The following is a 19,094-nucleotide window of genomic DNA, read 5'->3' as shown; positions in this document are numbered from 1 at the left end:
CTTGGGGTTACATGGCGTAATTATAAGACTTTGTACGGATTAGCGCGCTTCCTGTTCCTAAAGAAGGGGCATGGTTTCCGTCTTGACAGATCCATCTCCCCTTCGACAAAACATACGAAGGAAGACATACTTCGCTAAAGTTGAGAATAGTGGAAAGAGCGGTATTTGTCAACCAATCTTCCTTCCTCAACAGGAAAAAATCTGCATCGGCCCCAGGGAGCAAGCTTCCCTTGCGCGGGTAACAGCCGATAATCTTGGCCAAATTTGTTGACGCCAGTCGAACGAGGTAACAAAGCAGTTGTTCTGCATACCCTTTAGGACCGCATTTTACCCGTATCGCTTCCAGGGGCGCCGCTGCGGGAAAATAGCGTTGCCAGTCCTCGCGCAAGTATTTCCATCCCTTTGTGCTTTCCTCTCCTTGCAGCAACGCAACCGGATAGAAGGAGCGGTACGCAGAGATCCGCTCAAACGGCGCAAAATCGCGCGAATACGTACGCACCTGGCCATAGATGCAATCAAACAGCCAGTTTTGCACGATTGCCTGCCTTTGTTCCTTCGTTCGGATGGTATTCTCGTTTATTTTCAGCTCGATGCAAGGCTTATACAAATCACATACCGCATACAGTTGCTGCCAGTCAATCCGTCCGTAATCGGCCGTCTGCCCAATCATCACCTGGAACAGTCGAAATCCGCAACGGCACAGTTCCCTGAGCCGCGCTGCATGAAACTGGCTGACATCCAACCCAATTTGTATGCCGTAATCGATCGGACTGTTGTAGTGCATCGCCATCTGATAAAAAATTTGCTCTCCGCTCATCCACTCATCGATCTGAATCGTATCCAGCAGGAAAGTATGGCCCGATTGTATATAGCGACGGACAGTGTCTATATATTTGTCGGTCTGCACGATCCGACTGGGTTGAATTTGGGTAAGTGCAATCAATCCAGGTACGATATAATATTGTGACGCATCAAATATTTTCGGCGTTTCATTTTTGACCGCCAATCGTTTTAGCCGAGGTTGATCCCTGCGGACTTCCTCAATTTTCCCTTGAGAGACGGTAATATCTGCCGAGAAAACCCCCTTCGCCGTAACAAGCGTCCCGCCTTGCAACACAAACCGCTCCATCTGCAATGCTCGTCCTCCCCTCGACCAGATCATGGTAGTACGAGCATATGCGATGACAGCCAAAAGAGAACAAAAATAAAAAAAACGTCGCAGCGCGCTTGTAAGCGCATACATACGACGCCAGCAAATTTTGCTGTAACCATATTGGATAGGAGTGGAGAGAAACCATACTGTACTTTTAATTATAAACACGACCCGATAAATGTCAACGCTTTTTTGACAAAATTGCAAACAATCTTTTTGAATCCGTTTTCAATTCGAGTTAGTCCCTTGACAAAAGTTTGCGAACCCTAGCAAAAACGCCGCTTTGCTCAGCGGCGTTTCCATTAAGCATGTTCAGTTATGGACGATAAAAGCTCAGCAAATCCCGGGAACGAGACATTGATCGCTTCCGCGTCAGCGATCGTTGTTTCACCGGTTGCCGCCAAAGCGGCAACCGCCATCGCCATGCCAATCCGGTGATCGCCTCTGCTGTCAGTCAGCGCTCCTTGCAATTGGACCGGACCTTCGATAATCAAACCGTCTTCTGTCGGGGTAATTTGCGCCCCGAGCTTGCCTAATTCCTCGGCAATCGTGGCAATTCGGTCGGTTTCTTTCACACGCAGCTCCTGCGCATCACGGATGATCGTCCGTCCGGTTGCCTGGGTAGCCAGCACTGCGATCACGGGAATTTCATCGATCAGGCGAGGAATCAGTTCTCCCTCAATCACCGCCCCATTCAACGGACGATAAGCAACATGCAAATCAGCTACCGGCTCTTCATTCCAGATCCGTTCATTTTCCAGACGAACTTCTCCCCCCATTGCGCGAATGACATCAAGAATGCCCGTACGCGTCGGATTCACGCCAACATTTTGAATGACCAACTCGCTGCCCGGAAGCATGAAAGCGGCAGCCAACAAAAAAGCAGCGGAGGAAATGTCTCCCGGCACCTCAATCTCTCGGGCCGTTAGTTGTTGGCCGCCCTGCACGGTGACAGTCAGTCCTTCCTGTCGAACATCGATGCCAAATGCGCGCAGCATCCGCTCCGTATGGTCACGGGAACGCATCGGCTCGGTTACGCTGGTGTCGCCGGCCGCTTGCAGACCGGCCAACAAAATCGCCGACTTGACCTGTGCGCTGGCGACTGGAGAAGCATAGGCGATCCCGTGGAGATCGCCACCGCGAATGGACAGGGGCGTATACTCCCCTTCTTTTCGGCCATCGATGCGGGCGCCCATTTGCCGCAGCGGCGTCATCACCCTTCGCATCGGGCGGCGGGCAATCGACTCATCTCCTTGCAAAACGGAGTGAAACGGCTGAGTAGCCAAAATTCCCGACAACAGGCGAATCGTTGTACCCGAATTGCCCACGTCCAGCACCTCTGCTGGTTCGTTCAATCCGTACCACCCTTTTCCTTCAACCGTTACTTCATCCCCTTGGCGGGTGATCTTCACACCCATCTGCTGAAAACAACGAATCGTGCTAAGGCAGTCAGCGCCCGCCAAAAAACCGCTGATCCGGGTTGTTCCTTCGGCAATCGCCCCGAACATGACCGCCCGATGAGAAATGGACTTGTCTCCAGGGACACGGACGACCCCGGATACTTTTTTCGCCTGCTTAACCTGCATGATTGGTTGACTCCTCCCCTACCGATTTAACCGAGTGTATAGACGTTGTAATCAAAATAGCGCAACAATTCTTCGCCCTTTTCCAATTCCTGTTGATTCCGGAACGTAATCCGCAAGACCCCCATCACGTCTTCCCGCGTTTCCAGGATGCGAATGTTGGTAATATTGATCTGCTTTGCACCCAGCAGCGTCGTGATGCGGCCGATTTCGCCCGGGTGGTCCGGGATATCGATGTAAAGATCATACAATGGTTGCATGGCGCCTTTTTGGCGTTCGGGCAAACCATCTCGGAAATCGCGCGCCTGGCGGAAAAACTCCTCAATTTGCTCGCGATCGGCCGTTTCTACCTTTGCCATGATCTCGTCGAGCGCATTGCGCCAATCTGCCGCAATCTTCAACAAGTGATGTTTGTTATTGAGCAAAATGTCCCGCCACATCCGCGGGCTGCTTGAAGCAATCCGCGTGATGTCGCGAAAGCCGCCTGCTGCCAAGCGCTTATACCACTCGTTTTGATCGTTGAAACGCGCGACCTGATTGACCAAAACCGCGGCCATAATATGCGGGAAATGACTGACCGCGCCCACGATTTGGTCATGCTCATCCGGGTCCATGACCACGATTTTGGCGCGAGTTGCCGTCAGGAGAGAGGTCAGTCGCTCAACTCCATCTTGCGGTGTCCCAGCCAGCGGCGTCAACACATAGTAAGCATTTTCAAACAACCGGTCCGAAGCAGCCTCCACCCCCGATTTGTGGGAACCAGCCATCGGATGACCGCCGATAAATTGCACGCCTTGCGGGAGACGCTGCTGGGCATAGGCCACTACCTTCGATTTGATGCTCCCGACATCGGTGACGATCACATCAGGCGCTAAGCTCAGTTCACTCAATTGGTCGATCAAAGGGTAGATCGTTTCGACCGGAGTGGCGATGAAGATGACCTTTGCTTCCCGCACCGCCGTCTGCAAATCCGTGGTGGCCGCGTGAATGACACCTGTGTTCAGCGCTTTGTCCAAATAATCTTGACGCAAATCAAAACCAACAATGCGTATTTGGGGATTTTGCCTGAGCGCAAGCGCGATTGACCCGCCGATCAGGCCAACCCCAAGTATAGCCACAGTTGTACTCATCTTTTCTCCTCGTTTCTCATGCCTGTATCAAAAGATGCCGGTCCAAGACCGACATCCGGTTTATTTGGAAGTATGCACGACCAGTTCTTCCAATGCTTTCAGCACCCGTTCGTTTTGCTCTGCATTGCCGACGGTGATCCGTTGGTATCCGGGATAGCCGAGCGCAGCGCCTGAGCGGAGAATAATGCCTTGACGCAGCAGCTTCTGGAACAATTCCGTTGAATCTTGACGGAAATTCACCAAGACAAAGTTCGTTTGCGATGGATAATAAGCAAATCCCCATTCGTCAAAGCGATCGGTCAGCTGCTTCAGCCCTTCTCTGTTCCGTTTTCGGCACTCGGAGACAAAGTCTTGATCCTGCAAGGACGCAAGCGCGGCCAGTTGTCCCAGGCTGTTGACATTAAACGGCATCCGAACGTGTTCCAGCTGATTGATCAACTCGCTGGAAGCAATCCCGTACCCAACGCGCAAGGCAGCCAGGCCATATATCTTGGAAAATGTGCGCAAGATGATAATATTCGGGTATTTCGCCAATAAAGGAATCGTTTGCGGATATTCTTCGGCAACGACATATTCGTAGTACGCTTCATCCAATACAACCAGGACATCGCGGGGAACTTGCTCAAGAAAGGCTAGCAGTTGCTGCTCGCTGACAATCGTTCCCGACGGATTGTTGGGATTGCATACCCAAACCACTTTGGTATTCTCTTTGATCGCCGCTGCCATCGCCGGCAGATCGTGCACGCCCTCTTTCAACGGAACTTCGATGATTTCAGCTCCGTCGATAATGGCATTGATCCGATACTCGGAAAAAGTCAGATCAGCCATAACGGTTGAGGACGTTTCGTCCAAATAGGCGCGGCTGATCATTTGCAAAATTTCATCGGAGCCATTGCCAAAAATCAACTGGTCCTCGTTCACTCCCAAAAATTCCGCCATTGCCTCACGCAACTGCATCGCTCCGCCGTCCGGATAGATCGCTAATGAATCCAGCGCCGCTCTGATTGCCTCTTTTGCTTTAGGTGAACAGCCAAACGGGTTTTCGTTGGAGGCCAGTTTGATCACTTCCGTCAACCCGAATTCTTTTTTGACCGCATCGATCGGTTTACCTGGTTGATAAACCGGTGCGTTTAATATTCGTTGTTTCGGCTGCATATTCTCCATCACTCCAGATAGCTTTTCCGTCTATTGTAACCCACTTGCCAATTGTTGTACAAAGTTTTTTATGTGTTGCATCCCTTCTGCCTTCGTCTCGGGTTGTGCCAGCAGGGAGAGGTTTCGTTCGATTTGTTGCACGATTGCGCTGCCGACGATGACTCCATCGGAGAAAGCGGCCACTTCCCGGACTTGTTCCGGTGTGGAAATGCCAAAACCGACAGCGGCAGGCAGGCCGCTGCTCGCTTTTACTTTTTGTACAAATTCGGCCAAGTCGCTTCTTAATTGGCTGCGCGCTCCGGTCACTCCCAGGCTGGAGACGCAATAAATAAATCCGCTCGCTTGCTCGCCGATCAACTTGATCCGCGATTCGGATGTCGGCGCCACCAGCGATATAAGATGAAGTCCATATTTTTTGGCGGCCGCGGTTGCTTCCGCGTTTTCCTCTGCGGGCAAATCGGGAATGACCGCACCATCGGCACCATGTTTGGCCAAATCGGCAAAGAAGCGCTCGACGCCATATTGCATTACCGGATTCACGTAAGTAAACAGCACAAGCGGCGTGTTGATACCGGCATCTCTCAATTTGGCGACGAACGCAAGCACATCAGCGATCGTCACACCGTTGGCCAAAGCCCGCTGGGATGCGCGTTGAATCGTCGGTCCGTCAGCCAGCGGGTCGGAATAGGCCACGCCCAATTCCAGCAAATCGGAACCGGCTTCCACCAACGCCTTGACGATTTCAAAAGAGACTTCCAGCGAAGGATCTCCTACGGTAATGAATGGAATAAACCGTTTTCGGCTGCGATCCGCAAACAGTTGATCAATCCGGTTTTGTCCCGTTTGAATCATTCTGCCGCACCTCCCTTTTGTTCCAACGCCGCTTGAATCGACATCACATCTTTGTCGCCGCGTCCGGACAAGCAGATCACGATAACCTGATCTTTCGCCATCTCGGGCGCCCGTTTCATCACTTCCGCTACTGCATGGGCGCTCTCCAATGCCGGAATGATTCCCTCGGTTTGGCACAAAAACTGTACCGCGCCCAGCGCTTCCTCGTCGGTAACGGCGGTGTAGCGAACTCTTCCCGTATCCTTTAAGTAAGCGTGCTCCGGTCCAACGCCGGGGTAATCAAGACCGGCGGAAATGGAATGGGCTTCTTGCACCTGGCCGTATTCATCCTGCAGCAAATAGGTCATCGCGCCGTGAATGACACCTGGTCTCCCCAGAGTCAAGGTGGCGGCGTGCTCCGCTGTATCGACACCCCGACCGGCAGCCTCGACTCCGCACAGTGCCACATCATCGTGCAAAAACGGATAAAACATGCCGATCGCATTGCTTCCGCCGCCGACGCAAGCAACAACCTCATCAGGCAAGCGCCCTATTTGCTCCAAAATTTGCGCTCGCGTCTCTTCGCCGATGATCTTTTGAAATTCCCGTACCATGTAGGGATAAGGATGGGGCCCCACGACGGAACCGATCACATAGAACGTTTCCTCCACTTGGGAAACCCAGTAACGGATCGCTTCATTTGTCGCATCCTTCAATGTCCGCGTTCCCGACGTTGCAGGGACCACTTCCGCCCCCAACAGGCGCATGCGAAACACGTTTAACGCTTGCCGTTTAATATCTTCTTCGCCCATAAACACCTTGCAAGATAACCCCAGCTTGGCCGCGACCGTCGCGCTGGCTACGCCGTGTTGCCCGGCACCCGTCTCCGCGATGATCGATTTTTTGCCCATTCGTTTGGCCAACAGCCCTTGCCCCAAGGCGTTGTTCAATTTGTGCGCGCCGGTATGGTTCAAGTCTTCGCGTTTCAGATAGATTTGCGCACCGCCCAATGCTTCTGTCATGCGCTCGGCAAAGTACAGCGGCGTCGGACGCCCGGCATACTCTCGCAACAAAAACGCGAGCTCCGCCAAAAAAGCGGGGTCTTTCCTTGCATCTGCAAACGCGCTTTCCAATTCTTCCAGCGCATTCATCAACGTTTCTGGTACGTACTTTCCGCCAAACCGGCCAAAGCGGCCCCGTTCGTCAGGGACTGTTGCTTGCTGATTAAATGTGGACATCCTGTTTCACCCTTTGCATGAATTGTTCGATTTTTTCCGAATCTTTGACCCCATCCGTTTCCACTCCGCTGGAGACGTCGATCAGTTCCGGCGCATATTTGTCCAGAAGTTCCCGCACATTGTCCAGATTAATCCCGCCGGCAATGATCGCTTGATGGGAAGCGCCAACCAGTTCCTTTAAGCGGGGAATTTGTTCCCAGGCAAACCGCTTGCCGGTCCCGCCCGCCAGCGCTGCATCGTGGGTATCAAATAAAAACGCCTCGACCGTTGGTTTGTATGCTTCCAGATCAAGCTGCAGCTTTCCCAGCGCGGCGACGGGAATCGCCTTCCAGATCGGCAGTCCGAATCGTTCCTTTACTTCCTGGCAAAACGCTGCCGTCTCCTGTCCGTGCAGTTGGATCACCTGCAAATCCGCCAAGCGGAGAGTATCTTCCAGCGCATCAATCGTCGGATTGACAAAAACGCCTACCGCCGGCGGATGACCAGGCACTGCGGCCAACAGACGGCCTGCTTCCTCGGGGAAGAGTTTCCGTCTGCTTTCGGCGAAGACGAATCCGATATAGTCCGCCTTACGTTCGGTTAACTGCCGCAAGGTTTGTTCATTTTTTATTCCGCAAATTTTTACTTTGGTCATTGAACCGGCCCCCGGACTTTGCGGCTGCCCGCCAAATCGATCACGGCTTGCGCCACATCCGCTTGTCGCATGAAATGCTCGCCGACGAGGACAGCGCGTGCCCCGGCCTGCTGCAGCCGTTCGAGATCCGCCCGTCGGGAAATGCCGCTCTCGCTGACAACCGTGATCTCTGGCGGAATCAAATGAATCAATTCGCCGGTCGTAGCCAAATCTGTCTGAAACGTTTTTAAATTGCGGTTATTGATCCCAAGCAGCTTTGGGGAAATAACCGAGAAAACCGTCTCCAGTTCGTCTTGATCGTGAACTTCCACAAGAACATCCATTCCCAACGAACCCGCCGCCTGGTAAAAATGGGCAATCTGTTCCTTCTCCAAAATAGCGGCAATCAGCAAAATGCAGTCGGCGCCATAGGCCCGGGCTTCCGCAATTTGCAGTTCATCGATGATAAAATCTTTTCGGAGCAGCGGTTGCGGCACATGCTCGCGAATCGCTTGCAAATAGCGCAGGCTGCCTTGGAAGTGCGGTTCGTCCGTCAAGACGGACATCGCTTCCACATCGGCTTCGACATATGCTTTTGCGATCGCCAGCGGGTCAAAATCCGCCCGAATCAACCCTTTCGATGGCGATGCCTTTTTTACTTCGGCGATCACGCTGACCGGCCGTTCGCTGTTGGCCAGCGCTTGGTGAAATCCGCGCGGCGCCGAGACGGTACGCGCTTGATCCAACAGCCGCTGCATCGTTGTGCCCGCTTTTAAACGTCGTACTTCTTCCTGTTTGGTTTCCACGATTTTAAGAAGCATTGGTCATTCCTCCTGCCACTTCGCGTACCTGTTCCAGTTTGCGCAACACATCGCCGCGGTCGATCAACTCTGCGGCGCAAATGACACCGGCGTCGATCGATTCCGCCCGGCCGGCCAAATATAGGATTGCCCCGGCATTCAGCAAGACGATATCCCGTCCCGCACCGCGTTTGCCGGCAAAAATTTCCCGAATCATCGTAGCGTTGGCATGCGGATCGCCGCCGCGCAGCTGTTCGATCGTATACCGGCGTAAACCAAATTGTTCGGGTTCCACTTCGTATTCGCGGATCGTGCCGTCCTTCAATTCCGCGACCTTGCTCGCTCCGGTAACTGTCAATTCATCCAGTCCGTCGCTGCCTGTGACAACGAGCGCCCGTTTTACCCCCAACTGCCGCAACACTTGGGCGACCGTGGACAAGAGCGTCGAGTCATAGACGCCCAGCAGTTGTTTTTCTGCTCCCGCCGGATTGGTCAGCGGTCCCAGCAAATTGAAGACCGTACGCACCGCCAACTCTTTTCTCGGCCCGGCGGCATGGGACATCGCCTGATGATACAGCGGCGCAAACAGAAAACAGAGGTTGGTTCGTTCCAGACATTGCGCGGCGCTTTGCGGATCAAGCGAAATCGGAATCCCCAATGCTTCCAGCACATCGGCACTCCCGCTTCTGCTCGATACGGCCCGGTTTCCGTGCTTGGCGATTTTCACTCCGGCGCTCGCTGCCACTAACGCGGAAGCAGTGGAAATGTTAAACGTGTTGCTGCCATCGCCACCGGTGCCGCACGTATCGACCAAATCATTGGCTTGCAGCGGAAACTTCGCCGCCCGCTCGCGCATCGCTTCGGCAAACCCGATAATTTCCTCCACTTGCTCACCCTTTACCCGCAAGGTGCCCAAGAATGCGCCGATCTGCGCCGGCGTGGCCTTTCCGTCCATTATTTCGCCCATCGCCTGACGAGCGGTTTCGCGATCCAAATGAACTCCTTGGAACAGCTGTGCTAATGCAGTTTTAAGCATGATACTCCTCCTTCTGGGCAAACAGTTGCTCGGCTTTCTCCAACGCGCGAATCATCGCGGATGCTTTGTTGACGGTCTCCTTATATTCCAGACGCGGCGAGGAATCCGCGACAATTCCCGCGCCCGCTTGAATATGAGCCTGCCCATCCTTGAACAAAATCGTGCGAATCGTGATGCAGCTGTCCAAATTGCCGGTAAAACTGATATATCCGATCGATCCGGCATACGTATGGCGAGCGTCCGGCTCCAGTTCGGCAATAATTTCCATCGCCCGCAATTTCGGGGCACCTGACACGGTTCCCGCGGGAAAAGCCGACAAAAACGCATCAAACGGATGCAAATCCGCCCGCAGTTTACCGCTGACATGGGAGACGAGGTGCATCACATGCGAGTAGTGCTCCAACACCATCTGTTCTTCCACGATTACGGTGCCGTATTCCGAGACACGCCCGACGTCGTTGCGTCCCAGATCAAGCAGCATGAAATGTTCGGCCCGTTCTTTTGGATCATGAAGCATTTCATGGGCCAAAGCGAGATCTTCGGCGGCATCCTTGCCTCGTTTTCGAGTTCCAGCGATCGGTCGCATTTCCACCTTGCCGTCTTCCACACGAACCAACACTTCCGGCGAGGTCCCGGCGATCGTTTCATTGCCGTATTGCAGAAAATACATGTACGGTGAAGGATTCAGCGTACGCAGCACACGGTAGACGGAAAACGGATCAAGTTCGGTTTCAACGCTGAACCGCTGGGAAAGCACCACTTGAAAAATATCGCCGGCGGCTATATATTCTTTCGCTTTCTCCACCATTTGCTCAAAAGCCGCTTGCTCCATGTTTGGCTTCACGCGCAATTGCGGTGTTGCTCCTCTCTGGTCCAGCAGCGGCAACGGCGATACCGGATTTGGCATTCTTGTTTGTCTGGCCAATTCGCTGATCCGTTGGCAAACCGCTTCATACTTATTGCGGATGTCCGCTTCGGAATCGCCCGCTTCTACGAGAAGATTCACAATGATCTGAATCTCCTGCTTCAAATGATCGTAGGCAATAAGTTCGTCGACCAGCAAAAAACGCAAATCCGGAACGTCGAACGCCTCTTGCCGATGGAGCGGCAAATCTTCGAAATAATGTAAGGTATTGTACCCGAAGAAACCGACTGCCCCACCTGTCAGACGCGGGAAATCAGCCAGCTTGGGGCTGCGGTAGCGATCAATCTGTTCGCGAAGATACAAAATCGGATTGCCGATAAGCTGCTCTGCTTTGCCCATCCGATCGGTCACCGTAATCTGGCTGTCTTTGGCCTCGATACGCAAAAATGGCTGTATGCCGATAAAAGAATATCGGGCCCACTGGGTTCCGCCCTCGACACTTTCCAGCAAAAACGAATCGTTTTGCCGGAATTTTTGGTAAAGGCTGATCGGTGTTTCCTGATCGGCCAAAAGCGACATACGTACAGGAATCAGGGAATAATCTGCGGCCAGAGTTTGCACCTCCGGCAAGGAAGGATAAAACATGGGGGACTCACTCCTCTTTTGTTCCAAGAGGACGGTATGTAGAGGAAGAAAACAAAAAACATCCAGAACAGAAAAAGTCCTGGATGTAGCCGGTCTCTATCATCCTAGCTTTCCTCTTCTCTCCTCAACCTGTCTCATCTCGGCTCTACTCATCTTACTCTGCTAAAAGCTAGCTTGCTTGCACTTAAAAAACACTTTCTCAACTCATCACTAACTCATCACTAAACTATGCTTACCTGATCTGCCTCTAATGCTAGTGGAAACATCTTGATTTGTCAACTAGCGATTTGCCAGATCGGGCCGCAGCTTGACAGCATCGCGCAAATAAACGTGATGAATGTCTCGCTGAGCTTTATCGGTATTCACCAGCATCATCACGCGAATACACAACGGCAGGCTGCCGGGTACCGGGATTTCCTGGGCGTGCATTAACGGAACGTACTCCCAGCCTTCCAACAGTCTTGCCCCTTGAGCAGGAAAGGCCGCTTTAATATCCTCCGTCGTCGTGATCAGCACACTGGCGATCTCCGCTGGATCAACCCCGTTTCGTTTCACCATCTCTTCGACCAGCCATTTGGATGCCGAAATAATCTCTTCCCGGCTATCTTCCGGTATGGTAATCGCTCCCCTTATTCCTCGCACGCTCATCTGTCTTTTCCTCCTTGTACGTCTCTCATCAATTGCAATACGCTTTGTTCGTCCACAGCTTTGACCACTTCTACCTGTCCGATCGCGCGAGGTAACACGAGGTTCAGTTGCCCCTGCACCACTTTTTTGTCCCGTTTCATGGCGGCGAGAACTTGTTCCGGCGCAAAACCGGTCGGCCATTCGGTCGGCAAGCGGTACGATGCGAGCAATTTTTTCGTCCGCACAGCAATCCCCGCTTCGGCCAGGCCGAGGCGCTCCGCCAACTTGGCGGCCAGGGTCATGCCAATGGCAATCGCTTCGCCATGATTGAGTTGGGCGTAGCGGCTCAACGCTTCAAAGGCATGGCCAAAAGTATGGCCCAAATTGAGCAAGGCCCGTTGTCCCTGTTCCGTCTCATCTGCAGACACGATGTTCGCTTTAATGGCACAACCTTGCCGAATCGCCTTGTCGATATAGCCGGCTTGCAGCGTCCAAAGAGGATCGACGTTTTGCTCCAGCCAGTTGACAAATGCTTCATCGGCAATCAAACCGTGTTTGATGATTTCCGCAAACCCGGCTGCTTTTTCCCGCTCGGGCAAGGTGTGCAGTGCAGCGGTGTCATAAATCACCATTAACGGTTGGTGAAAAGCGCCGATCAAGTTTTTTCCAAGCGAATGGTTGATTGCGACCTTGCCGCCGACCGAACTGTCGTGGGCCAACAGCGTTGTCGGAATTTGCACAAAGGGAATTCCCCGCATGTAGGTAGCCGCAACAAACCCGGCCAAATCGCCGATCACCCCGCCGCCCAGCGCCAGAATGACCGATTTTCGATCGAGCCCGGCGGAGATTGCTTCCGTCATCAACTGCTCATAGACCGAAAAGCTTTTCGCCTGTTCCCCGGCGGCAACAACCGCCGACTTGACCTGATAACCCGCTTGTGCGAGTCTGTCTCGCAGCCCATCCAAGTACAGCGGCGCGACATGCTGATCCGTTATGATCAGCAATGAATTGCGTTCGCTTACGCCTCGCTCCCGGAACAGTACCGCCACCTGCTGCAACAATCCTTCGCCAATGTAAATCGGGTAAGAACGTTCCGCCAATTCAACCTGCAATGTTTGGATACTCATCAGAACTTCTCCGTATACTCGCGGTATTGCCGGACATTTTCCAGCATATCGTCAAGCGAATCGGACGGAAACTTCTCACACATCGCCTGTGCAATCTCCCAGGCAACCACCGCTTCAGCGACCACGCTGGCAGCCGGTACGGCACAGCTGTCGGAACGTTCGATACTGGCGGAAAACGGTTCTTTTGTATCAATGTCAACGCTCATCAACGGCTTATACAAGGTCGGGATCGGCTTCATCACGCCGCGCACTACAATCGGCATCCCGGTGGTCATGCCGCCTTCCAGTCCGCCAGCGCGGTTTGATTTGCGCCGATACCCCGTTTCGGCAGACCAAATGATTTCATCGTGTACTTGTGACCCAGGCGAGTCAGCAGCGGCAAAACCAATCCCGATCTCCACACCTTTGAACGCCTGGATGCTCATGATCGCTTGCGCCAAACGCCCATCCAGCTTGCGGTCCCACTGCACGTGACTCCCCAATCCGATCGGAACCCCTTCGGTAATCACTTCCACGATCCCTCCCAGGGAATCTCCTTCCTGTTTCGCCTTGTCGATCAGCGCCATCATCGCTTGTTCTGCTTCCGGATCAAGACAGCGGACAGGCGAGTCCTCTGTTCTCGCAATCAATTCCGGCAAGCTGACATCGATGCGTTTGGCCTTCACTTCCCCGATTTGCAGCACCTGTCCGCCAATCAAAATACCGAACGGCTCCAAAATTTGCCGGGCAACGGCACCGACAGCGACACGAATTGTCGTTTCCCGCGCGCTGGAACGCTCCAAAATATTGCGCATATCGCGTTGGTGATATTTGATGGCACCATTCAAATCGGCATGCCCCGGCCGCGGGCGGGAAACTCTGCGGCGCTCTTCCCCTTCCTCCACCGGTTCAACGTTCATAATCCCTTGCCAATGTGTCCAATCGCGGTTTTCCACCACAAGTGTAATCGGCGCTCCGGTCGTAAAACCATGCCGCACGCCTGACAACACTTTTACTTGATCTTTTTCAATTTGCATCCGTCTCCCACGCCCGTACCCCTTTTGACGTCTAGCCAGTTGCTCATTGATTTTTTCTACAGAGAAGGGCAAATTGCTCGGTACTCCTTCGATAATTGCCGTTAACTGTGGTCCGTGGGATTCGCCTGCTGTTAAGTATCGCATTTTTCATTTCCTCCATCCGAACTGCGTCAAGAATGCGCTGTTGTTGGCATTTCCGCTTCATTAGAGTCTTGCAAAATGTATCAATCGACTCAGGCGATGCTTTCTCGCTTTTAAGCGTTATAATACCACAATTATTTGACAAATGGGAAATAAAAAAATGCTTCCCGTAAAAGAGAAGCATTTGTACTGGTTACTGTTGATCGGCAACAAAGAGGGAATGTTTGCCCGATTGGCCGCGAGTGAATTCCACGCCGACCAAGTCATCCAATTGTTTGCGTTCTGCTCCGAGTATTTGTCCGCATTCCTGTAACGTAATCAATCCGCGTCGATATGCTTCGATTACTTTGTGTTTATCCATAGGCAGCCTCCCAAATGTGTGTAGTTATCTCTATTTTTAGGAAGTTTTTGCAGAGTTATACGGGCATTTCTCCGATTTATCCCATTTTTCGATAAAAGAACGTATCTTCAGGCGTGAACTGATATTGCTGCGGCTGAAAAATTTGCTCCGTGCTGCCGACAAACAATACGCCGCCCGGACGAAGCGCTTTGCTGAATTTTAAATATAATTCATGTTTCGCTTCTTCCGTAAAGTAGATCATCACGTTGCGGCAGATGATCAAATCAAAACCGCTGTCAAACGGATCCGCCAACAAATTATGCTTTTTGAACGTGATTTGACTTTTCACTTCATTAGAAATTCGATAAGTGAGCGCATCTTTTTCAAAATATTTTTGGACAAGCTCCTTGGGGCAGTCTTGCAGTGAACGCTCCGTATATACCCCCTGCTTCGCCTTGGCCAATGCTCCTTCATCGATATCCGTTGCCAGCAGGGTAGCTTCCTTCATCCATTGTTTGCGCAACAGGATCAGCGCGAGGGTATACGGCTCTTCGCCAGTGGAACAAGCGGCGCTCCAGCATTTTAAGCGGCGCGATTCTTGCTGAAGGCGAGGCAAGATTTTTTGATCCAACACTTCCCAACGATTGGGATTGCGGAAAAATTCCGATACGTTGATGGTCATGCGATCGAGAAATTCATAAAACAGTTCTTTATCTTTGGAGATGGCAGCAAAATATTCCACGAAGGTCTGATAGCCCCGTTTCAAGCGCAACGAGGTCAGCCGCCGTTTCATTTGCGCCTCTTTGTACAAGGCCAGGTCGATCCCCGTCATTTTTTTTATGCTCTCGATAAACTGTCCGAAATCCTTATCTTCCATCTGTCACTTACTCCCTTCGTTGACCTTCCAGAGCGATTCGTCTTTAATCGACAAAATTCCTGCTTTTTTTGGGGGAGTTTCCAAAAAAAAAGACTCCCTGAGGAGTCTTTACCCGTTTTTACCGGAATTAAATCCAACGTTGGATCGTTTTTTCATAAGAAACTACTTCATTGTCATTGAACCACAAAGCGATTTCGCGTTCTGCGCTTTCCGGAGAATCAGATCCATGAATAATGTTCATGCCCACGGAAGTAGCAAAGTCGCCGCGGATCGTACCAGGAGCTGCATCAGCCGGATTGGTTTTGCCCATCATGCCGCGTGCGGTGCTGATTACATTGTTGCCTTCCCAAACCATGGCGAACACAGGACCGGACGTGATGAAATCAACCAACTCGCCAAAGAATGGGCGTTCTTTGTGTTCAGCATAATGTTTTTCCGCCAATTCGCGGCTTACGTTCATCAATTTTGCTGCAGCCAGCGTAAATCCTTTTTTCTCAAAACGGGAAACGATTTCACCGATCAAGTTGCGTTGAACCCCATCAGGTTTTACCATAAGAAAAGTTTTTTCCATTGTTGCTTTGCCTCCAAACACGCTATGTATTTTTTATTTTTGACACCAACGAAAATTTTATCAAAAGACCGCAACTCGTTCAACCTTGTTCACTTAAAAACTGTGTTAAAATTTCCGTTCTCCGATGAACGACGCAATCTCCAGCAGCGATTTTTTCGTTTGGTTTTCTGGCAAACCGGCCAACTCTTGCCGGGCGCGTTCGATGTAGCGTGCCGCCAAAGACTGAGCCACCGCAATTCCTTCGCCTCTCCGGATCAACTCGATCGCTTCATCCATATGCTCTTGCAGGGTGCCTTGCGCAATCCAGTTCTGGAACCGCTCCTTGTTTGCCCCTTTGGTCGCACTGTAGAGCGCCGGCAAAGTGATATTGCCTTGACGCAGGTCGCTTCCCGCCGGTTTGCCCAACTGCTTGTCGGTTCCGGTAAAATCTAGGATATCGTCGGTAATTTGGAAAGCCATCCCCACATTATAGCCATAGCGAAACATTCGTCTGACCAGATCGGCCGATGCTTCACTGGCAACCGCCCCCAATTGGCAGCTAATCGCAATCAACAACGCTGTTTTCCGTTTGATCCGGCGCAGGTAGGTACGAAAGCCTTGCTCCCAGTTATGCAGATCGCGGACTTGCTCGATTTCCCCTTTGCACATTTCCACAATCGCATGGGAGAGGATTTGATGAATTTGCGGATTAGCCAGTTTGGTCACCGTCGAAAGCGCGCGGGCCAAAATATAGTCGCCCGTATACATCGCCACCTTGTTGTCCCACTTCGCTTTCACCGTTTCGCGCCCCCGCCGTTTATCGGCATCATCGACCACATCATCGTGGACAAGGGTGGCCATGTGGATCAATTCCAGCGATACCGCAATATGTTTCAGTCTATCCAGATCATACGTGCCCCATTTGCCGCCCAGCAGCACAAACACAGGACGTATGCGCTTGCCACCGGCTTTCAGCAGGTGTGTTGAAGAGAGATAAAGATCCCGCAGCTGCGTATCGATCGCTCTCTCCAACTCTTGTTCGATGTAATTGACATCCGCTTTCAGTTGAAAATATATATCAACGAGTTTCATCCGATCCACCTGACTTGTCCCATTAATTAGTTTTGCCAATTCTCGTCTTTGCTTGCAATCAATCACCCCAACGTCGAAACAATGCATGATCGATGTCCAGTGAATCCAGTACCTTGCCAACGACAAAGTTAATCAAATCATCCATCGTTTCCGGCTGATGGTAAAATCCCGGCATCGCCGGGACAATCCTGGCCCCTGTCTGCGCCAGCTTCAACATATTTTCCAAGTGAATCGCGTGCAGAGGTGTCTCGCGGGGAACGAGCACCAGCTTGCGCCCTTCCTTCAGCATGACGTCGGCGCAGCGTTCCAGCAAATTGCCGGATGCGGCATGGGCCAGTCCGGACAACGTTCCCATTGAGCAGGGAACGACCGCCATGCCGTCACAGCGATAGGAACCGCTTGCCGCCGGACAAGAAAAATCGCGCAGTGTCCAATAATGCAGCTGTCCCGGGAAGTCTCGCTGCAGCTTTTCCTTGATCAGCTGCTCGCGGTTGTCCGTTTCCCACCCCAGCTCATCCCGAAACACCTGCCAGCCGGCTTCCGTTATCATCAAATGTACAAGATGGCCGCAGCGGAGCAATTCCTGCACCAGTCGCACTCCATACACCGCTCCGCTGGCACCTGTAATCCCGACCGCAATTCGTTTGTTCATGCGATCACCAAGTCCAGCATGGTGAAAGCAAACAGCAGGACGCTCAACGTTCCGTTCATGGCAAAAAAGGCCACATTCAACTTGGACAGATCGGTCGGTTTCACCAAGCTGTGTTCATAAATCAAAATCAGGCCCGCCACAATAACGCCAACCAAAAACCAGATGGACAGCGATGCCATCAGATAGATCGACACCAGACCGACAAACGTCAGCAAATGGCAAAACCGGGCAATAACCAGCGAATTGGCGATACCGAATCGGCTGGGCACCGAATAGAGTCCCTCTTTCCGATCAAAATCGTGATCCTGACAAGCATACAAAATATCAAAACCAGCCGACCAGAACATGACGGTAAAGAAGAGCACCATCGCCATCGCGTTGACCTGGCCGGTGGTGGCAATCCATCCGCCCAGCGGACCAAACCCGAGCGCGACCCCGAGCACAAAATGGCAAAGCCAAGTAAAGCGTTTCGTATAGGAATACAAAATAAGGACAAAAACAGCCAACGGCGAAAGCTTAAAGGCCAGCATATTCAGCTGGTAAGCGGCAACAAGCATGACGATGAAGGAAACGATAATAAAGACGACGGCTTCTTTTGCGCTGATCAAGCCGGCCGGAATCGCGCGGTTTGCTGTTCGCGGGTTTTTCGCATCAATATAGCGGTCAATCAGCCGGTTCAATGACATGGCCGCGCTACGAGCCCCGACCATCGCCACTGTTACCCAGATGATTTCCCACCAGGTTGGCCAGGAATGTTCGAGGACGATGTTCCCCAAAACCGCGCCGATGAAGGCAAACGGCAAGGCAAAAATCGAGTGTTCGAACTTGATCATCTCAAGGATTATTTTTAATTTACGCATGTTGTGCAAACACTTCCTATCCTACACAAGTATGTTCCTCTGCTATTTTTTTGTACCGATATGTAAAGCAGCAACGCCGCCCATGAACAGTTTTACCTGGACCGGCTCCAGGCCTGCCTGGACAAACATCCGCGCCAATTCCTTGCTGTCCGGAAAATGGGTCAAAGACTGCGGCAGCCAGGCGTATTCTTCATATTTGTTGACAATCAACTTGGCCACAAGAGGCAGAATCTTGTAGAAATACAAATAAAATAATTTGCGGTAAGGAATAAACGGGGGTTTGGATACTTCCAGGGATACGACTTTCCCCCCCGGCTTGACCACACGGGTCATCTCATTTAAAACCGTTTGGATATCAGGTACATTTCGCAAGGCAAAACCGATCGTGGCATAATCAAACGAATTATCGTCATAGGGAAGCTGCATCGCGTCCCCGTTGACCAATTGAACGATGTGGTTCAGCCCTTGCCGGGAAACTTTATAGCTGCCCACATCCAGCATGTTTTGACTGAAATCCAGTCCGACCACTTTTCCGTCCTGTCCAACGGCCTGGGCGAGCGCAATCGTCCAGTCGCAAGTACCGCAGGCCACATCTATGGCAGCTTGTCCAGGTTGGATGTTCAGCTGACGCATCGTATAGTTTCGCCACGCCACATGGGAGCCGAAACTGATAACGTTGTTCATTCGGTCGTATTCATTGGCAATGCTTTCAAACACCGAGTGGACAAACTCGGCTTTCCCCTTTATCTGTTCCTGTTTCACC

The 19,094-nt window shown here is 52.0% G+C and carries 20 protein-coding genes; all 20 read right to left on the bottom strand.

All coding sequences use genetic code 11. The features are described from left to right. Positions 1 to 7: 7 nt before the first annotated feature. On the bottom strand, positions 8 to 1,129 hold the full coding sequence (locus tag JOD01_RS01600) for a hypothetical protein (RefSeq protein WP_204516456.1): 1,122 nt from the start codon (positions 1,127 to 1,129) through the stop codon (positions 8 to 10). A gap of 326 nt (positions 1,130 to 1,455) precedes the next feature. Next, complete coding sequence (gene aroA, locus JOD01_RS01595; protein ID WP_204516822.1) at positions 1,456 to 2,742, bottom strand: 3-phosphoshikimate 1-carboxyvinyltransferase; 1,287 nt, start codon at positions 2,740 to 2,742, stop codon at positions 1,456 to 1,458. 23 nt (positions 2,743 to 2,765) lie between these two features. After that, positions 2,766 to 3,866, bottom strand: a complete 1,101-nt coding sequence (locus JOD01_RS01590) for a prephenate dehydrogenase (protein ID WP_204516455.1) — start codon at positions 3,864 to 3,866, stop codon at positions 2,766 to 2,768. A gap of 60 nt (positions 3,867 to 3,926) precedes the next feature. Further along, positions 3,927 to 5,021, bottom strand: coding sequence for a histidinol-phosphate transaminase (gene hisC, locus JOD01_RS01585; protein WP_204516454.1), 1,095 nt, complete (start codon positions 5,019 to 5,021; stop codon positions 3,927 to 3,929). Positions 5,022 to 5,051: 30 nt separating this feature from the next. After that, positions 5,052 to 5,870, bottom strand: a complete 819-nt coding sequence (trpA, locus tag JOD01_RS01580; protein ID WP_204516821.1) for a tryptophan synthase subunit alpha — start codon at positions 5,868 to 5,870, stop codon at positions 5,052 to 5,054. Further along, positions 5,870 to 7,090: a tryptophan synthase subunit beta gene (gene trpB / locus JOD01_RS01575; protein WP_204516453.1), complete on the bottom strand. Its 1,221-nt coding sequence runs from the start codon at positions 7,088 to 7,090 to the stop codon at positions 5,870 to 5,872. Before trpB ends, trpA begins: the two co-directional genes overlap by 1 nt. Further along, positions 7,077 to 7,724 carry a phosphoribosylanthranilate isomerase gene (locus JOD01_RS01570; protein WP_204516452.1) on the bottom strand — a complete coding sequence of 216 codons (648 nt, stop codon included), beginning with the start codon at positions 7,722 to 7,724 and terminating at the stop codon, positions 7,077 to 7,079. The genes trpB and JOD01_RS01570 overlap by 14 nt, the downstream gene beginning before the upstream one ends. Continuing rightward, a complete protein-coding gene (gene trpC, locus JOD01_RS01565; protein ID WP_204516451.1) occupies positions 7,721 to 8,524 on the bottom strand; it encodes an indole-3-glycerol phosphate synthase TrpC in 804 nt (267 codons plus the stop codon). The genes JOD01_RS01570 and trpC overlap by 4 nt, the downstream gene beginning before the upstream one ends. After that, entirely contained in the window at positions 8,514 to 9,539 is a 1,026-nt protein-coding gene (gene trpD / locus JOD01_RS01560) for an anthranilate phosphoribosyltransferase (RefSeq protein WP_204516450.1), read from the bottom strand. The genes trpC and trpD overlap by 11 nt, the downstream gene beginning before the upstream one ends. Further along, positions 9,532 to 11,049: an anthranilate synthase component I gene (gene trpE / locus JOD01_RS01555; protein ID WP_204516449.1), complete on the bottom strand. Its 1,518-nt coding sequence runs from the start codon at positions 11,047 to 11,049 to the stop codon at positions 9,532 to 9,534. The genes trpD and trpE overlap by 8 nt, the downstream gene beginning before the upstream one ends. Positions 11,050 to 11,328: 279 nt before the next feature. Further along, positions 11,329 to 11,697, bottom strand: a complete 369-nt coding sequence (gene aroH / locus JOD01_RS01550; protein WP_204516448.1) for a chorismate mutase — start codon at positions 11,695 to 11,697, stop codon at positions 11,329 to 11,331. Continuing rightward, on the bottom strand, positions 11,694 to 12,803 hold the full coding sequence (gene aroB, locus JOD01_RS01545; protein WP_204516447.1) for a 3-dehydroquinate synthase: 1,110 nt from the start codon (positions 12,801 to 12,803) through the stop codon (positions 11,694 to 11,696). The genes aroH and aroB overlap by 4 nt, the downstream gene beginning before the upstream one ends. Beyond that, a complete protein-coding gene (gene aroC / locus JOD01_RS01540; RefSeq protein WP_204516446.1) occupies positions 12,803 to 13,963 on the bottom strand; it encodes a chorismate synthase in 1,161 nt (386 codons plus the stop codon). The genes aroB and aroC overlap by 1 nt, the downstream gene beginning before the upstream one ends. Positions 13,964 to 14,153: 190 nt before the next feature. Then, entirely contained in the window at positions 14,154 to 14,321 is a 168-nt protein-coding gene (locus tag JOD01_RS01535) for a hypothetical protein (RefSeq protein ID WP_204516445.1), read from the bottom strand. A 76-nt stretch (positions 14,322 to 14,397) separates the two neighbouring features. Beyond that, the gene (locus tag JOD01_RS01530) at positions 14,398 to 15,177 is read right to left on the bottom strand and encodes a CheR family methyltransferase (RefSeq protein ID WP_204516444.1); all 780 of its coding nucleotides are present in this window, start codon (positions 15,175 to 15,177) and stop codon (positions 14,398 to 14,400) included. Between the two features lie 127 nt (positions 15,178 to 15,304). Further along, positions 15,305 to 15,748, bottom strand: a complete 444-nt coding sequence (gene ndk / locus JOD01_RS01525; RefSeq protein WP_204516443.1) for a nucleoside-diphosphate kinase — start codon at positions 15,746 to 15,748, stop codon at positions 15,305 to 15,307. A 105-nt stretch (positions 15,749 to 15,853) separates the two neighbouring features. After that, entirely contained in the window at positions 15,854 to 16,819 is a 966-nt protein-coding gene (gene hepT, locus JOD01_RS01520; RefSeq protein ID WP_204516442.1) for a heptaprenyl diphosphate synthase component II, read from the bottom strand. Positions 16,820 to 16,877: 58 nt separating this feature from the next. Then, positions 16,878 to 17,471, bottom strand: a complete 594-nt coding sequence (locus tag JOD01_RS01515; protein ID WP_204516441.1) for a UbiX family flavin prenyltransferase — start codon at positions 17,469 to 17,471, stop codon at positions 16,878 to 16,880. Then, positions 17,468 to 18,331, bottom strand: a complete 864-nt coding sequence (locus tag JOD01_RS01510; protein WP_204516440.1) for a UbiA-like polyprenyltransferase — start codon at positions 18,329 to 18,331, stop codon at positions 17,468 to 17,470. Before JOD01_RS01510 ends, JOD01_RS01515 begins: the two co-directional genes overlap by 4 nt. Before the next feature lie 42 nt (positions 18,332 to 18,373). Further along, positions 18,374 to 19,093, bottom strand: coding sequence for a demethylmenaquinone methyltransferase (locus JOD01_RS01505; RefSeq protein ID WP_204516439.1), 720 nt, complete (start codon positions 19,091 to 19,093; stop codon positions 18,374 to 18,376). Position 19,094: the final 1 nt, after the last annotated feature.

The organism is Brevibacillus fulvus (genome assembly GCF_016908525.1).
GTDB lineage: Bacteria > Bacillota > Bacilli > Brevibacillales > Brevibacillaceae > Brevibacillus_G > Brevibacillus_G fulvus.
This window is presented reverse-complemented; position numbering and strand designations above follow the sequence as displayed.

Coding starts and splice junctions, on each gene's coding strand:
- JOD01_RS01510 (WP_204516440.1), bottom strand. CDS start 18,331: ATGCGTAAATTAAAAATAATCCTTGAGATGATCAAGTTCGAACACTCG.
- hepT (WP_204516442.1), bottom strand. CDS start 16,819: ATGAAACTCGTTGATATATATTTTCAACTGAAAGCGGATGTCAATTAC.
- JOD01_RS01590 (WP_204516455.1), bottom strand. CDS start 3,866: ATGAGTACAACTGTGGCTATACTTGGGGTTGGCCTGATCGGCGGGTCA.
- JOD01_RS01570 (WP_204516452.1), bottom strand. CDS start 7,724: ATGACCAAAGTAAAAATTTGCGGAATAAAAAATGAACAAACCTTGCGG.
- hisC (WP_204516454.1), bottom strand. CDS start 5,021: ATGCAGCCGAAACAACGAATATTAAACGCACCGGTTTATCAACCAGGT.
- trpC (WP_204516451.1), bottom strand. CDS start 8,524: ATGCTTCTTAAAATCGTGGAAACCAAACAGGAAGAAGTACGACGTTTA.
- JOD01_RS01530 (WP_204516444.1), bottom strand. CDS start 15,177: ATGGAAGATAAGGATTTCGGACAGTTTATCGAGAGCATAAAAAAAATG.
- aroH (WP_204516448.1), bottom strand. CDS start 11,697: ATGAGCGTGCGAGGAATAAGGGGAGCGATTACCATACCGGAAGATAGC.
- JOD01_RS01515 (WP_204516441.1), bottom strand. CDS start 17,471: ATGAACAAACGAATTGCGGTCGGGATTACAGGTGCCAGCGGAGCGGTG.
- aroB (WP_204516447.1), bottom strand. CDS start 12,803: ATGAGTATCCAAACATTGCAGGTTGAATTGGCGGAACGTTCTTACCCG.
- ndk (WP_204516443.1), bottom strand. CDS start 15,748: ATGGAAAAAACTTTTCTTATGGTAAAACCTGATGGGGTTCAACGCAAC.
- trpE (WP_204516449.1), bottom strand. CDS start 11,049: ATGTTTTATCCTTCCTTGCCGGAGGTGCAAACTCTGGCCGCAGATTAT.
- aroC (WP_204516446.1), bottom strand. CDS start 13,963: ATGCGATACTTAACAGCAGGCGAATCCCACGGACCACAGTTAACGGCA.
- JOD01_RS01535 (WP_204516445.1), bottom strand. CDS start 14,321: ATGGATAAACACAAAGTAATCGAAGCATATCGACGCGGATTGATTACG.
- trpB (WP_204516453.1), bottom strand. CDS start 7,090: ATGTCCACATTTAATCAGCAAGCAACAGTCCCTGACGAACGGGGCCGC.
- JOD01_RS01600 (WP_204516456.1), bottom strand. CDS start 1,129: ATGGAGCGGTTTGTGTTGCAAGGCGGGACGCTTGTTACGGCGAAGGGG.
- trpD (WP_204516450.1), bottom strand. CDS start 9,539: ATGCTTAAAACTGCATTAGCACAGCTGTTCCAAGGAGTTCATTTGGAT.